14 protein-coding genes are annotated in these 13,690 nt (G+C 64.7%); 6 read left to right on the top strand and 8 right to left on the bottom strand.

Annotation, left to right across the window (positions count from 1 at the left end; translation table 11 throughout):
- Nucleotide 1: 1 nt before the first annotated feature.
- From F600_RS0100835 to napA, 5 genes are all read right to left on the bottom strand, one after another.
- Nucleotides 2–1,363 (bottom strand): phosphatase PAP2 family protein, encoded by a 1,362-nt coding sequence (locus tag F600_RS0100835; RefSeq protein ID WP_018158679.1) that lies wholly within the window; start codon nt 1,361–1,363, stop codon nt 2–4.
- A gap of 62 nt (nt 1,364–1,425) precedes the next feature.
- Entirely contained in the window at nt 1,426–2,607 is a 1,182-nt protein-coding gene (locus F600_RS0100830) for a glutamate--cysteine ligase (RefSeq protein WP_018158678.1), read from the bottom strand.
- A gap of 27 nt (nt 2,608–2,634) precedes the next feature.
- Nucleotides 2,635–3,252: a superoxide dismutase family protein gene (locus F600_RS26320; RefSeq protein WP_081628654.1), complete on the bottom strand. Its 618-nt coding sequence runs from the start codon at nt 3,250–3,252 to the stop codon at nt 2,635–2,637.
- 108 nt (nt 3,253–3,360) lie between these two features.
- Nucleotides 3,361–3,921, bottom strand: coding sequence for a LytR C-terminal domain-containing protein (locus tag F600_RS0100820; RefSeq protein ID WP_018158676.1), 561 nt, complete (start codon nt 3,919–3,921; stop codon nt 3,361–3,363).
- A gap of 44 nt (nt 3,922–3,965) precedes the next feature.
- A complete protein-coding gene (gene napA, locus F600_RS0100815; protein WP_018158675.1) occupies nt 3,966–4,289 on the bottom strand; it encodes a nucleoid-associated protein NapA in 324 nt (107 codons plus the stop codon).
- 195 nt (nt 4,290–4,484) lie between these two features.
- Between napA and F600_RS0100810 the strand changes: the two genes are divergently transcribed.
- The gene (locus tag F600_RS0100810; RefSeq protein ID WP_018158674.1) at nt 4,485–5,069 is read left to right on the top strand and encodes a peptide deformylase; all 585 of its coding nucleotides are present in this window, start codon (nt 4,485–4,487) and stop codon (nt 5,067–5,069) included.
- 8 nt (nt 5,070–5,077) lie between these two features.
- The gene (locus F600_RS0100805; RefSeq protein ID WP_018158673.1) at nt 5,078–5,311 is read left to right on the top strand and encodes a hypothetical protein; all 234 of its coding nucleotides are present in this window, start codon (nt 5,078–5,080) and stop codon (nt 5,309–5,311) included.
- Nucleotides 5,312–5,362: 51 nt separating this feature from the next.
- On the opposite strand, the gene F600_RS0100800 is transcribed toward F600_RS0100805, so the two are convergent.
- Nucleotides 5,363–5,710: a GNAT family N-acetyltransferase gene (locus F600_RS0100800; protein ID WP_026306022.1), complete on the bottom strand. Its 348-nt coding sequence runs from the start codon at nt 5,708–5,710 to the stop codon at nt 5,363–5,365.
- A 290-nt stretch (nt 5,711–6,000) separates the two neighbouring features.
- Between F600_RS0100800 and thiC the strand changes: the two genes are divergently transcribed.
- The gene (gene thiC / locus F600_RS0100795; RefSeq protein WP_018158671.1) at nt 6,001–7,653 is read left to right on the top strand and encodes a phosphomethylpyrimidine synthase ThiC; all 1,653 of its coding nucleotides are present in this window, start codon (nt 6,001–6,003) and stop codon (nt 7,651–7,653) included.
- Nucleotides 7,654–7,695: 42 nt separating this feature from the next.
- On the opposite strand, the gene F600_RS29950 is transcribed toward thiC, so the two are convergent.
- Complete coding sequence (locus tag F600_RS29950) at nt 7,696–8,301, bottom strand: TetR/AcrR family transcriptional regulator (protein ID WP_018158670.1); 606 nt, start codon at nt 8,299–8,301, stop codon at nt 7,696–7,698.
- Between the two features lie 132 nt (nt 8,302–8,433).
- On the opposite strand from F600_RS29950, the gene F600_RS0100785 reads away from it, so the two are divergent.
- The 3 genes from F600_RS0100785 to F600_RS0100775 all read left to right on the top strand — a co-directional run bounded on the left by F600_RS0100785 (nt 8,434) and on the right by F600_RS0100775 (nt 10,592).
- Nucleotides 8,434–8,646 (top strand): hypothetical protein, encoded by a 213-nt coding sequence (locus F600_RS0100785; RefSeq protein WP_156024339.1) that lies wholly within the window; start codon nt 8,434–8,436, stop codon nt 8,644–8,646.
- A gap of 147 nt (nt 8,647–8,793) precedes the next feature.
- Nucleotides 8,794–9,768, top strand: coding sequence for a daunorubicin resistance protein DrrA family ABC transporter ATP-binding protein (locus F600_RS0100780; protein WP_018158668.1), 975 nt, complete (start codon nt 8,794–8,796; stop codon nt 9,766–9,768).
- Nucleotides 9,768–10,592, top strand: coding sequence for an ABC transporter permease (locus F600_RS0100775; protein WP_018158667.1), 825 nt, complete (start codon nt 9,768–9,770; stop codon nt 10,590–10,592). Before F600_RS0100780 ends, F600_RS0100775 begins: the two co-directional genes overlap by 1 nt.
- Here the strand turns inward: F600_RS0100775 and F600_RS0100770 are convergent.
- Nucleotides 10,574–13,636 (bottom strand): ATP-binding protein, encoded by a 3,063-nt coding sequence (locus tag F600_RS0100770; RefSeq protein ID WP_051090696.1) that lies wholly within the window; start codon nt 13,634–13,636, stop codon nt 10,574–10,576. The genes F600_RS0100775 and F600_RS0100770 overlap by 19 nt on opposite strands.
- Between the last annotated feature and the right edge of the window lie 54 nt (nt 13,637–13,690).

The raw sequence follows: 13,690 nt of genomic DNA, 5'->3' as shown, positions 1-13,690 counted from the left end.
TCTAGCCCCGCACCGGTTGGCCGGCGAAAGCGGCCACCTTCGTGCCGCTTTCGGCGAAGAACTGGCCGTAGAACATCGTTCCCATGCCCGCGACCGACGCCACCAGCAGCGGACCGAACACGAACGGGTGCTCGGCAAAGTACAGCGGCAGATACCGGTAGCTCACCAGCAGGATCGCGAACAGTCCTGATCCGAGCGCGACGAGCTGAATGCGAGCCGCATCCCAGCCCCGCTGCGGATCGCGAAGTGCGGTTTCGATGGTGAGCGTGAGAACTGCACCGGCGATGAGGTCGACGCCGTAGTGGTAACCGAAGCCAAGCGTGGCGGTGAGGGTTGCCACGAGCCAGAACGTGCCGCCGTAGCGCAACCACGTCGGACCGCGGCGCGTGTGGATGAAGATCGCGAGAGCCCACGCGGTATGCAGGCTCGGCATGCAGTTACGCGGGGTGAAATTGTCGAACTCGAACGAGAACACGTCAAACGACGGTGGCGTCACCTGCGACGGCCACGAGTTGTTCAAGGCGAAGCCGTGGCCCAAGGGGCCGAACGCGTAAGCCGGACCGACGACCGGGAACATCATGTAGAACAGCGGGCCGATGAACGCGATCACCACGAACGTGCGCACGATGTAATGACGCGGCCAGGCACCGATCCCCTTCGCATACGGCAGCAACTGGTACACCGCGACAGCCATCGCGGCCACCGGAAGCTCGATGTAGACGACGTGCACGATGCCCGACGCCACCGGTCCGAGGAACTCGAGAACCTGTCCGACGACCCACGACGGGTTGCCGAGCGCGTGGTCTGCGACGCGCAGATATTGATCGTCAACGCGGGGTAGCGCAGCGGCGGAAACGAGCAGCCAGGTGTCCCCAAGCTTGGTGGCCAGCGGAATGACAAGCCCGATCGACAACGCCTTCAGCGCACGTTGACGCTGCTCGCCCTTCCACCAGAAGACGGCGAGACCAGCCAACCCGAACAGGACATACAGCGGTCCGTCACCCAGGGCAAAAGGGGCATTCCGCAGCAAGCGCTCAGCTACGAAGGCGACCTGCAGCAGCACCGCTGCGGCGACGGCGAAAACTCGCACGCGATTGGTCATTCCGACGAGCGCAATCGCCAAGCCGGCGAAGTAGACCTCGGACGATCGCGGAGTCGAGAACAGGTCCTGCGCGACGGCGACGAACGGGCCGCGTACGTGGTACGTACCGGCGAGGACCTGCATTCCGATGGTGAACGCGGCACCGAAGAGGACGAGCGCGATGGCCATCGGACGCAGGCGCGGACGCACCAAAGTGGCAGCCTGAAGCGGCGCGATACCTGCTTCGACAACCCTGCGGAAGCGTGGGTCGTCGATAAGCATTTTTCAATGCTACATCTGAGCTAACCGGAAGGAAATCTCCGGTTAACTCACGGTGAAGTAGATCACTCTTTCAGTTCATCCACCAGCGAATCGACGACCGCTTTCAGGTCACCGTTGTTTTCCTCCGCGACGCGACGTTGTCGCTGGTACGAGGCACCGCGACGCGGGATGTCGGCAACCGCGGCCAACTCGTCGGCGCACCCGATCGACTTGGCCACCGGCATCAGGCGATCGAGCAGATCATCGAGGTCCTCGGTCACCAAACGTTCATTTGCATCGGCGTCCTGAATGATGATCGCGTCGAGTCCATAGCGGGCCGCGCGCCACTTGTTCTCCTGTACATGCCACGGCGGCATGCTGGGCAGTTCCTCGCCCGCTTCGAGTCGGCGATCCAGGTCGACAACGAGCGTTTGAATCAATGCCACGAGCGCAGCGAGCTCTGCCTTGGTCGACGTACCGTCACAGATTCGAACCTCGATGGTTCCCCACTTCGGCGCCGGGCGGATGTCCCAGTGCATACCGCCGAGCTGATCGAAGACGCCCGTCTTCATCATGTCGTGGACGAACGATTCGAACTGGTGCCAGTCATCGAACTGGAACGGAAGGCCCGCCGTCGGCAGCTGCTGGAACATCAGCGCACGGTTGCTGGCGTAGTGAGTGTCCTCACCCGCCCACATCGGCGAACTCGCCGACAACGCGAGCAAATGCGGGTACTGCAGCAGCAGCGAATTCAGGATCGGAAAGACTTTCGACGAATGCGAAAGCCCGACATGCACGTGGACACCCCAGATGAGCATCTGCCGGCCCCACCACTGCGTGCGCTCGATCATCTCCTGATAGTGCGCATCGGGCGTGACGAGCTGTTGCGACCATTGTGCGAACGGATGCGTGCCCGCGCACATGATGTCGACGCCGAGCCGATCGGTGGCCGCGCGAACCTTCCCCAGTGTCTCGGAAAGGTCGCCGACCGCTTCGCCGACCGTGTTGTGCACGCCGGAAACGATCTCGACGGTGTTCCGGAGGAACTCCTTGGTGACCTGGGGAATTCCATCCCGCGCGGGGAGGTCCAGCTCAGTGAGCACGTCGGCCGCCGAATTGGAAAGGTCGCGCGTCGTCTTATCGACGAGCGCGACTTCCCATTCGACGCCTATCGTGTGCGGTTTCGAGTCTGCGAACGGAATACTTCCGCCGCGACGAGCCCAACTGAACCCCGGAGAGGGCTTGAGCCCATGCTCGATCGCCATGGTCTGGGCTAAGGAACGACCGGACCGCTATTCCTTGACCACACCACAAGCAACGCGCTTGGTGGTGTCAGTCACGTCGTGGATGACCACCGCGCGGCCGTTGCCGCCGTTGGTCAGGTCTTCCCACGAGAACAGGTCGGTCGTGGTGGTCAGGGTGCCGGTGCCGTCCTTCATGACGTAGAGCGTCGGGAACTGGCCGCCGACGTCGACGTTGTCCTTCATGAGGTGCGCCCCAGCCGAGGTGAAGTCGCCGTCGCACACGTTCTTCTCGTGGACGTGCCAGCCGTGGTTGCCCGGCGTCAGGCCCTTGGCCTCGATGGTCACCTCGATCGCGCCTTTGATGTCGGTGAAGGTCGCGGTGCCGATGGTCTTGCCGTCACTGCCCTTGATGTCCGCGGTCAGCTTGGAGCCCTCCTGCACCGGAGCCTGCGCCTCGTTCTCACCACCCGGTGCGTAACCGGCCGGCGGCGGCGAACTCGTGAACACCGAGGGCAGCGTGCCCTTGTCCGTGCTGGTCACCTGTCCGGGAGGAGCACAAGCAGCCAAACCGACCGTGCCGAGCGCCGCGACAGAGAGCACGACAGCACGGGATCGGCGGAAAGGCAGCGAAGTCGTCGAACACAGAGCCGTCGAGCGCAGAGCCATCGAAATTCTCCTAGGGCTGGAGGTGTCAGCTGATCTGATCAGTGGATCTGATCATAGCCAGCGCGAAGATCACGAGTACGCGCCTCGGACCCTCTTAGCGAGATTGTGTCAGTTGACGAGGACAACGAGGACGCCGTTGCCCAATCCGGACACCTCAGATGTCTTCTTTTCTGCGGCAATGCCGAGCTGGTCGGCGATTTCGAGCGCCGCCTGCTTCTCCGCGGCACTGGTGCCGTAGTACACCGTGGTGCGCTTGAGCGACAGCGTGGAGTTGCCGGTCTCGACAACCTTCCAGCCCTCGTCGGTCAGCTTCTTCGCGGTCTTCGACGCGACGCCGACGACCTCGCTGTTGTTGAAGACGCGGATGCCGACGGCCTTGACCTGGGCGGCGGTCGCAGGCGCCTCGGCCTTCTTCGGCTGATCGCCCGCAGGTGCCACGCTGGTCGTCTGTAGTGCGGACCCGTCCCCCGACGGCTTGACGCTGAAGTCTTTGAGCCCCAGTCCCGCGAACACAATTCCCAGCGCGATGAGCACCATCGCCAGCGCACGCAGCGGCGGTCCGGGGCTCTCGAGCTTCACCGCAGGCGGCTGCTGCGGTTGGGGTGCGCGTTCGACGGCTGGTGTCGGCTCTGCCTCGGAGTGTGGCGGGGCCAGCTCGTCGATCGTCATCGGTTCACCTCATCGCATTCGGAAAGATCTTGTTGGCACCGAGCCTAGAGCTCAATACCGAGTCGGCGCGCGACACGTACCCGCGCTCGACTCGCGCGCAACCGCCGCAGGCGCTTGACCAGCATCGGGTCGGCGGCCAGCGCCTCGCGCCGATCAACCAAGGCGTTGAGAACCTGGTAGTACCTCGTGGCGGACAAGCCGAACTGTGCCTTGATCGCCTCTTCCTTGGCCCCGGCGTACTTCCACCAGTTGCGCTCGAAAGTGAGGATGCTGTGGTCGCGACGGCTCAGACCGTCAGGACCGGGAACAAGATCGGATTCGGACGTTTGCACCGGCTGATTGGCTTCGAACGCAGCTGCGCCGTCCATTGCACTCCTTGCCTAGCTTTGACTCCCGCGGCTCGGTGAAGACCGCGGTCAGTCGCGACATCAGAGTCACCCACGGATAACCAGCGAGTTACACGGATGTCGTTACCGGCTCATTGAACCATCGTCACCAGTCCAGACTCGGTATCTGACTGCGCGCGCCGCCCGGCCGTCGCCGGACCGTTAAGGTTGTTCGTCATGGCAGTGCTTCCGATTGTGGTGGTGGGCGACCCCGTTCTGCACAACCCCACAGCCCCCGTGACCGAGACCCCGGCCGAGCTCGCTCAGCTCGTTGCCGACATGTACGAGACGATGGACGTCGCGAATGGCGTGGGACTCGCCGCCAACCAAATTGGCGTGAGCAAGCGGATGTTCGTCTACGACTGCCCCGACTTCGGGGAAAACGGAAAGCCAATCCGCCGCCGCGGCTGCGTGATCAATCCGGTGCTCGAGACCTCGGACATCCCGGAGACCATGCCGGACCCCGAAGACGACGACGAGGGCTGTTTGTCGGTACCCGGCGAACGCTTCCCCACCGGCCGCGCCGACTGGGCGCGCGTGACCGGTACCGACGAGAACGGTGAACCCGTCGACATCGAGGGCAAAGCGCTGTTCGCGCGGATGTTGCAGCACGAAGTCGGACACCTCGATGGATTTCTCTACGTCGACGTCCTCGTCGGCCGCAACGCCCGCGCCGCCAAGAAGGCGATCAAGCGCAACGGCTGGGGCGTCCCCGGCATCAGCTGGGTGCCCGGCACCGTCGAAGACCCATTCGGAAACTGAGGTTGAACATGTCCCGATTCCGCTCCGCCAGCTCTGGCTTACTGATCGCCATTTTCGTGGCGACGATCGTTCCGGCCACCGCGAGCGCGACGCCGGTCGACGACGTCCGGGGCACCGTGACCACGACCCAGCAGAAGTTGACGAACTTCCAGAACCGGTTCAACGGGACCGATGGTTCGGAGTGCGGCGAAGGCGAGTTCTTCTGCCCGATCATCGCCTGGGTTCGGCGCGAGAATCCCTGATAGGACATGAAAAAGGCCGCCCACGCTGGCGGCCTTTTTGTTGAGCTCGGTTTATACCGCGCGCGGAATTTCCGCACCCATGAGGGCTTCGCGGTAGTCCGGGTGCTCAGCCAGGAATCGCTGCACGTAGGTGCACACTGGCCGAACCTGCCAGCCGTAACGGCGCGCGTAATCCAGCGCGCCCTTGGCAAGCTCACCGGCGAGTCCCCGGTGACCGAAGTCCTCGGTGATCACGGTGTGCATGAGCGATACAACTCGACGACCAGGCCGGCGAATCTGCCCCGGCTCGGCGTAGTCGAAGTAACCCAGGATCCCGACAAGATCCCCGTTCAGCCAAAGTTCGAAGCGATTCTGGCCGGCATTGTCGACGACCTCGATGCTCGGTCCGTCAAATAGCACGGCTTCCTCCATCTAACCCAAATGTGACGCCAGTCACTCTACGTAATGCGAGTGTGAAACGCATCTCTTTCGCTACTACCTCGCTCGCGGCGTCTCGAGTGTTACGTCCGGCACACTTTCGAAGGTCCGCTAACACTCACTGTTGCGCGGTATCGTGGCGGCGACGTTTCCATTCGGCCACGAATTGGTCACGTCGTCACGGGGGCTCGCACCAGCGGGCTGAGAGGACGGCTAGTGGGCCGTCAACCGTCACACCTGTCCGGATAATGCCGACGTAGGGAGTCTGCGAAATGCCTGCTCAAGAAGCACCGGTCACGTCCGTGACCACCGGCCCGATCCAAGGGTCGACCAAGCAATATTCCGACGTCGATGGCATGAAGGTGCCATTCCGCCGCGTCAACCTGACGAACGGCGAGCACCTCGACCTGTACGACACCTCGGGTCCGTACACCGACGCCACCGCCGCCATCAACCTCGACGGACTGCCGAAGACCCGCGACGCGTGGACCAAGCCGGAGCCGGTCGTGACCGAGCGCGGCACGACCGCACGCACCCAGCTCGCCTGGGCTCGCGCGGGCATCATCACGCCGGAGATGAAGTTCATCGCCGCGCGTGAAGGCTTCGAGCCCGAGGTCGTGCGCGAAGAGGTCGCCGCCGGGCGCGCAGTCATCTGCGCGAACCACAATCACCCGGAGATCGAGCCGATGATCATCGGCAAGAAGTTCATGGTGAAGATCAACGCGAACATCGGCAACAGTGCCGTGACCAGCTCGATCGCCGAAGAAGTCGAGAAGATGGTGTGGGCCAGCCGCTGGGGCGCCGACACGATCATGGACCTGTCGACCGGCAAGAACATCCACGAAACCCGCGAGTGGATTCTGCGCAATTCGCCGGTTCCGATCGGCACCGTCCCGATCTACCAGGCGCTCGAGAAGGTCAAGGGCGACCCGACGGCGCTGACGTGGGAGATCTACCGCGACACGATCATCGAGCAGTGCGAGCAGGGCGTCGACTACATGACCGTCCACGCCGGCGTGCTGCTGCGCTACATCCCGCTGACCGCCAAGCGCGTCACGGGCATCGTCTCGCGCGGCGGCTCGATCATGGCGGCGTGGTGCCTCGCGCACCACCAGGAGTCGTTCCTGTACACGCGCTTCGAGGAGATCTGCAAGATCCTCGCGTACTACGACGTCACGTTCTCGCTCGGTGACGGACTGCGCCCGGGCTCGATCGCCGACGCAAACGACGCGGCACAGTTCGCCGAGCTGCGCACCCTCGGCGAACTCACGAAGATCGCGAAGAGCTACGGCGTCCAGGTCATGATCGAGGGCCCGGGCCACGTCCCGATGCACAAGATCGTGGAGAACGTCCGCCTCGAAGAAGAGCTGTGCGAAGAGGCACCGTTCTACACACTCGGACCTCTCGCGACCGACATCGCGCCGGCGTACGACCACATCACCTCGGCAATCGGCGCGGCGATCATCGCCCAGGCCGGTACCGCGATGCTGTGTTACGTCACGCCCAAGGAGCACCTGGGTCTGCCGAACCGCGACGACGTCAAGACCGGTGTCATCACGTACAAGATCGCCGCGCACGCCGCCGACCTGGCCAAGCAGCACCCGCGCGCGCAGGAACGCGACGACGCACTGTCCAAGGCTCGCTTCGAGTTCCGGTGGAACGACCAGTTCAACCTCTCGCTCGACCCGGACACCGCTCGTGAGTTCCACGACGAGACCCTGCCCGCCGAGCCGGCGAAGACGGCCCACTTCTGCTCGATGTGCGGCCCGAAGTTCTGCTCGATGCGGATCAGCCAGGACGTTCGCGATTACGCCGAAGCCAACGGACTGACCGACATCGAGGCGATCGAAGCCGGCATGGCGGAGAAGTCCGACGAGTTCGCGGCCTCGGGCAGCTCGGTCTACCTGCCGATCACGCCGGCCTAGTTTTCTGCCGAATCCGGACGATTGGCCCGCACTCGCCGCAGGCTAATCGTCCGGGTTCGGCTGCCCGCGGAGAGTCACCGCACTGACGAGTTCGAGAATCGTCGGCGCTAGTTCCCCGAGCTTGTCGAGTCGACCTCTCGCCGCGTAGCGAACAATCATCTCGGCGATGCTGCCCACCAGCGCTTCGGCCATCAACTCGGACGGGACCCGCACGGTCGGGTCGAATTGCGCGGCCTGCTTGGCGAGATACCGCATCTGCTTCGCAAACGTGTCCTGCATCGCAAGCCGCTCTGGCGACGTGGTCAACCCGGCCGTGTGAATTCCCACGAACTGGGTGTAGGTCAAGTGCGGATGCGCCGCGAGGACGCCGAGGAAATTGTCGATGCCAGTTCGGAGCAAGGCGTGCGCATTTCCACAGGTGTCTGCGTCGATGGCCGGGACCGTCGCCAACAGACGAGCACCCATGGCGTAGTAGGACGCCAGCATGCACCCCTGCTTGTCGTTGAAGTGCTCATAGAAGGTGCGCCGAGACACGCGCGCCCGCGCGACGATGTCCGCAACAGTCGTGGCGACGTAACCCTTCTCGACGATGACCTCAGCCATCGCTTCGATGAGCCGCTCACGTGCGCCGCTTCCGGTTTCGTCCACTCCACCACCCTATGTGACCTGCGAATACGAGACGGTCATCACTTTCGCTTGAAGTACGGTACATCAACGTACCACCATTGATTTCAGTGAGTGGTACATGAACGTACCATCGGAGAATCTGAGGAGTTCGTCATGTGGTCAGTCATCGCCGGCGCCATCATCATCGGCCTGATCGCCTTCTTCACGATCATGTTCCAGCTGGTCCAGCACTGGTACATCGTCGTCCCGATCGGCTTCGTCATCTGGGTCTGGACGTTCGTGCAGCTCGATGAGGTCAAGGCGGTCGTCGATAACGTTCGGAACGGTCGGAAACCGTGGCACGGGCTGAACGCGCACATGGCCTGAGGCCCATCGCGCTCGCACAAACCGGTCACGTACAGCCTCGCGAAGGAACTATTTCCTTTGCCCGGCTGTGAGTGACCGGTTTGCGCATGCAACTCCCTGAATCCGCCGTGAAAGCGCCGTGAAACCGGAGTGCCGCACAGTAGTGGCATGAACGAATCACCTGAATTCGCAGTCCAGGCCAACGGCCTGGTGAAGTCCTTCGGCGACTTCCGTGCCGTCGACGGCATCGACCTCGAGGTGCGCCGTGGAGAGGTCTTCGGCGTGCTCGGCCCGAACGGCGCCGGCAAGACGACCACACTGTCCATGCTCGCAACGTTGCTGCCTATCGATGCCGGCCAGGCCAGCATCTTCGGCATCGACGTCGCCTCCAACGCCCACCAGGTCCGCCAATTGGTCGGCGTGACGGGCCAATACGCATCGGTCGACGAGAACCTCACGGCGTCGGAGAACCTCTACCTGTTCGGCCGCCTGCTCGGATTGACCAAGGCACGCGCTCGCAGCGTCACCGAGGACCTGCTCACTCGTTTCGCCCTCGAAGAGGCCGCAACGCGACAGATCCGGTACTTCTCCGGAGGTATGCGCCGCCGCCTCGACCTGGCCGCATCGCTCATCTCCCAACCGCCGCTCATCTTCCTCGACGAGCCGACCACGGGTCTCGACCCCCGCACCCGCGGCCAGATGTGGGACACGATTCGCGAGCTCGTCGCAAGCGGTTCGACGATCCTGCTCACCACCCAGTACCTCGACGAGGCCGATCAACTGGCGGACCGGATCGCCGTCATCGACCGCGGTCGCAAGGTAGCCGAAGGTACTCCGGACCAGCTCAAGACCAGTGTCGGAAACTCGACGCTGCACCTGCGCCTCGAAGACCGCGACCAGACTGTGCGGGCCGCCCAGGTGGTCGAGCGTGTTCTTCACGAACGTCCGGTCCTGACCCCCGAGTCCGGCGGCCTCAACATCGCGTTGCCGGACGCCAACCGCGCCGCCGACGTACTCATCGCCTTGCGCGAAGCCGGCCTGTCGATCGCCACCGCGGCCGTGCAGCAGCCGACCCTCGACGAGGTCTTCCTGGCTCTCACTGGCCACCACAGCTCCAACGAAGAGACCGAGGAGGTCGCCTGATGACCACCCAGACCCTCCTGCCGGCAACCCCGGCAGTCACCCGCCCACTGGCAACCCGTCCCAGCCTCGCCGACACCGTCAGCCAGACCTTGGCGATGGCGTGGCGCGCGCTCAAGAAGATGCGCCGCAACCCGGAGCAGTTCTTCGACGTCACCTTCCAGCCGATCCTGTTCACCGCGATGTTCGCCTACATCTTCGGTGGCGCGATCTCCGGATCGGTGGCGGAGTACCTGCCGCTCATCATCCCGGGCATCCTGGCTCAAACTGCGCTCACCGCGTCCATGGCAACCGGCACCCAGATGCGCGAAGACATGGACAAAGGCGTGTTCGACCGGTTCAAGGCGATGCCCATTGCCCGGATCGCACCCCTCGCTGGTCCCATGCTCGCTGACCTCCTGAGGTACGGCATCGCCGCGACGATCACCATCGCCGTCGGCATCGCGATGGGCTTCCGCCCCGGCGGCGGCGTGGTCGGCGTGGTCGCCGGCTGGGCGCTGACCGTGTTCGCGGGCTGGTCGTTGTCGTGGATCTTCGCGTGGCTTGGCACGGTCGCCCGGTCCGCTCAGGCGGTGCAGGGCATCGGAATGATGATCATGTTCCCGCTGACGTTCCTGTCCAACGCGTTCGTTCCGACCAGCACGCTTCCCGGTTGGCTGGCGACGTTCGTCAAGGTCAACCCGGTGTCGCACGTCGTCACCGCGTGCCGCGACCTCATCAACGATGGATCGCTGACCGCCGAGGTCGGCTGGGCAATGCTCGGCTGCTCGATCATCGTCGCGGTCTTCGCGCCGCTGGCGGTCCGCTCCTACTCGCGAAAGATGTAGTTCGACTCGATCAGGTCGAGGGCGGTGGCGAGAAGCGATCGCCCTCGACGATCGCCGAGTTCCGACTCGACCTCGGTCAGGACGCCGGGCGCAATGCGCTCGGCGTCTTCGACTATCCGCTCCCAGCGCAGTGCGGGCGCCAGTCGGTGGTAGGCAAAGCGATCCGCGATCGCGATGAGGGTGAGTGCGGTCCGCACCGGCATGGTGCCCCGAAGTAGAGCCCAGGCGCCGATTCCGAACACCATCATCCCGGCGACCGGGAAGTCGAGGAACGGACGTTCGCCATCGAGGACGATGCGTGCGCGCTCGCACTGCACGTCGTACAGGTCACGACCCTCGTCACCCGAGCCGAGTCGCGCGAAGGCGGCGAGGGCGGTCGCCTCGGAGACCACGACCCACGGCGCTTGGTCCCCCATGCCCCCACCGGGGAACTTCACCTCGCGCGCGGCATCGACGGCCCGGCGGAAATACGCGAGACCGCCGGCGATATCGCCCCTCGCGATCGCTAAGTGCGCTCGACTGGAGAGCGCAGCGACATGGCTGCCGAGCGTGCCGCTGTGTCGAACGGTGGTGGCCTCTTCCACCATCCGCTCGGCCGCGGCGAAGTCACCCGCGTCGATCGCAGCCACCGCGAGCATGCTGCGTAAGAGCTGCACCTCGTCGAAGTTCCCGAGCAACTCCAGGGGTGGAATCGCCACCTCGGCCAACCGGGCCGCGGCGTCAACGTCTCCGAACTGCGCATACAGACCCGCGAGTTGAGTACGGAGCATTGCGGTGTTCCACGGTCCGTCGGCGGCGGCATAGGGCTCGAGCAACGCCAACGCCTGGGAGCCGGCCTCCACGGCGGCGAGGGGCTCACCCGCGTTCTCCCGCTCGTGGCAGCGGAACTGCAGACCGACGGCCCGGACGAGCGGGTTGGGGTCGTTCGTGAGGTCGTCGATGATCTCCGCCGCTCTGGTCACGTCAGCCAGCCCGATCAGCGCCTGCAACAGTGCACGCAAACGCGGGTGCGGGGTGTCAGTACCGAGCTCGGCCAAGGTCTCGCGAAGTCGCGCGGTTTCCTCCGGCGAGGAAACCAGACCGGCGCCGAACAGAGTCAGACCGAGGACGAACCGAGTGCGGTCCGCGAGTTCCGGTGGTGGCGTCCACCCCGAGAACGCGTCGGTGAGAGAACCCACCAGAACGACGACGCGCGGCATGTCACCGCTGATCGCCCAGATACCGCCGAGCGCCGCGACGAGCGTGACCGCCGATTGGCGGTCGTTCTCGGCAAGGGCCTGTCGGAGGATGTCGGAAAGGTTCAATTCCTCGCGTCGCAGGGCGGACACAGCAGCGACCTGGTCGGGTGAGATCAACCTCCGGGCCTCGCGACCGGCCAGATCAACGGCCCACTGACGTTGTGCTGCAATCGAATCCAGATCGTCTCCGGCATCGACGAGCTGCATCCGGCCGAACTCCCGCACCGTTTCCAGCATTCGGTACCGGACGCCATCGGCACGCTCGACGACCGTGAGCAGCGACTGATCGACTAGTTCGGCGACCGATTCGAACGCTTCGTCGCCGATGACCGCTTCCGCGGCGTCGAGAGTGAACCCGTCATGAAACACCGCGAGACGACGCAGGGCGCGGCGCTCACGTTCGGTGAGCAGGTTCCACGACCAGTCGATGACGGCGAGCAATGTCTGGTGACGGTCCGGTGCACTACGGTCGCCGCCGCGCAACAGCGCGAACCGATTGCTGAGGCGATTTGCGATGTCGGCCGCGGACATCGCACGGATCTTCACCGCGGCGAGTTCGATCGCGAGCGGCAATCCATCGAGGCGAGTGACGATCTCATCGACGGTTTCCAGCGGCAGGGTCGCGTTCGGCCGGGCCGCGGTAGCCCGGCGGACGAACAACTCGATGGCGTCCGTGCCTTCGAGTTGGCCCAGTAAGTAGACCCGTTCCGCGGAGATCGCCAGCGGCGCACGAGTCGTGGTGAGAACGTGCAGCCCAGGGACGACCGCGGCGAGAAAAGCGACGAGATCGGCAACCGCTTCGACGATGTGCTCGCAGTTGTCGAGGATCAGGAGTGTCGGCGCCACCTCGAGTTGCTGCGCCACCCGGGACCGCACGTCGGCGCGCTGCGCCGGTGTCAAGGAACGAGTGCCGGAGAGCGAATCCCGCACGCCCAGAATCGAACCCACCTCGCCGACGAGATCGTCCGGCGACGTGACACCGACCAGTTCGACGAACTGCACCACCGGGAGGCCCGAGCGGCTGCCGAGGAGGTGTGCGAGCCGCGTCTTTCCGAGCCCGCCGGGACCGACGATCGAGACGACTTTGGCACTGCTCAACATCGCGGTGAGAATCGCGACGTCGTGATCGCGGCCAATGAGGCCCGATGCGTCGGCACGGACACCCGAACGCACCGGCCGATCGCGAGCCAGAAGTTCGCGATGAACTTCGCGGAGTTGCGCACTTGGGTCCACGCCCAGGCGGTCCGCCAGATCTTCTCGGTAGGTCTCGTACTGCGCGAGCGCCGCGGGTACGCCATGGACGGCAGCTTCACTGTGGAGCCGGGCAACCAGCGCGGCGTCATCGTCACCATGGTCGGCGAGCAACGGGAGCGCCTCGTCATGCCGCCCGAGGGCGGAGAGCACGCGCCCGGCCAGGAGTGGCGCGGTCTCTCGGAGGACCGGCAGACACGACTCAGCGGTCGCCCAGTCGCCGTCGTTGATCGCTGTTCTCGCGCGGATCAGCGCCTGGTCTCGCACCCAGATGTCCACGTCGTCGGTATTGAGCGCAAGCCGATAGCCGTGGTCGGTCCGTGCCACGACCTGCGCGGAAGTCGCCGATCGCGCACGCGAAACGACGACCTGCAGTGCCTTGGTCGGGTTGGCGGGCGGCTCGTCGCCCCAGATCTCCGCGGTCAAACGGTCGTCCCGGACCGCGCGTCCATTCGCCGCCGCCAAGGCCGTCAGAAGGGTATGCGTGCGCTCACCCGGGACGGGAACGCCGTCCCAGGTGAGCTCGCCGAGCAGTCGAAGGCGTGGACCTGACATCGTGACCATTGTTGCTGATGTTGTCGCTCGTCGCGTCGGGCTGTCCTACGCGCC

Origin of the sequence: Smaragdicoccus niigatensis DSM 44881 = NBRC 103563 (assembly GCF_000380645.1) — a bacterium.
Taxonomy (GTDB): domain Bacteria; phylum Actinomycetota; class Actinomycetes; order Mycobacteriales; family Mycobacteriaceae; genus Smaragdicoccus; species Smaragdicoccus niigatensis.
The sequence above is the reverse complement of the archived record's forward strand: the minus strand, read 5'-3'. Positions and strand labels throughout refer to the sequence as shown.

Coding starts and splice junctions, on each gene's coding strand:
- F600_RS0100785 (WP_156024339.1), top strand. CDS start 8,434: ATGTGGTCAGTCATCGCCGGCGCCATCATCATCGGCCTGATCGCCTTC.
- F600_RS0100830 (WP_018158678.1), bottom strand. CDS start 2,607: ATGGCGATCGAGCATGGGCTCAAGCCCTCTCCGGGGTTCAGTTGGGCT.
- F600_RS0100805 (WP_018158673.1), top strand. CDS start 5,078: ATGTCCCGATTCCGCTCCGCCAGCTCTGGCTTACTGATCGCCATTTTC.
- napA (WP_018158675.1), bottom strand. CDS start 4,289: ATGGACGGCGCAGCTGCGTTCGAAGCCAATCAGCCGGTGCAAACGTCC.
- F600_RS0100770 (WP_051090696.1), bottom strand. CDS start 13,636: ATGTCAGGTCCACGCCTTCGACTGCTCGGCGAGCTCACCTGGGACGGC.
- F600_RS0100820 (WP_018158676.1), bottom strand. CDS start 3,921: ATGACGATCGACGAGCTGGCCCCGCCACACTCCGAGGCAGAGCCGACA.
- F600_RS0100775 (WP_018158667.1), top strand. CDS start 9,768: ATGACCACCCAGACCCTCCTGCCGGCAACCCCGGCAGTCACCCGCCCA.
- F600_RS0100780 (WP_018158668.1), top strand. CDS start 8,794: ATGAACGAATCACCTGAATTCGCAGTCCAGGCCAACGGCCTGGTGAAG.
- F600_RS0100835 (WP_018158679.1), bottom strand. CDS start 1,363: ATGCTTATCGACGACCCACGCTTCCGCAGGGTTGTCGAAGCAGGTATC.
- F600_RS0100810 (WP_018158674.1), top strand. CDS start 4,485: ATGGCAGTGCTTCCGATTGTGGTGGTGGGCGACCCCGTTCTGCACAAC.
- F600_RS26320 (WP_081628654.1), bottom strand. CDS start 3,252: ATGGCTCTGCGCTCGACGGCTCTGTGTTCGACGACTTCGCTGCCTTTC.
- thiC (WP_018158671.1), top strand. CDS start 6,001: ATGCCTGCTCAAGAAGCACCGGTCACGTCCGTGACCACCGGCCCGATC.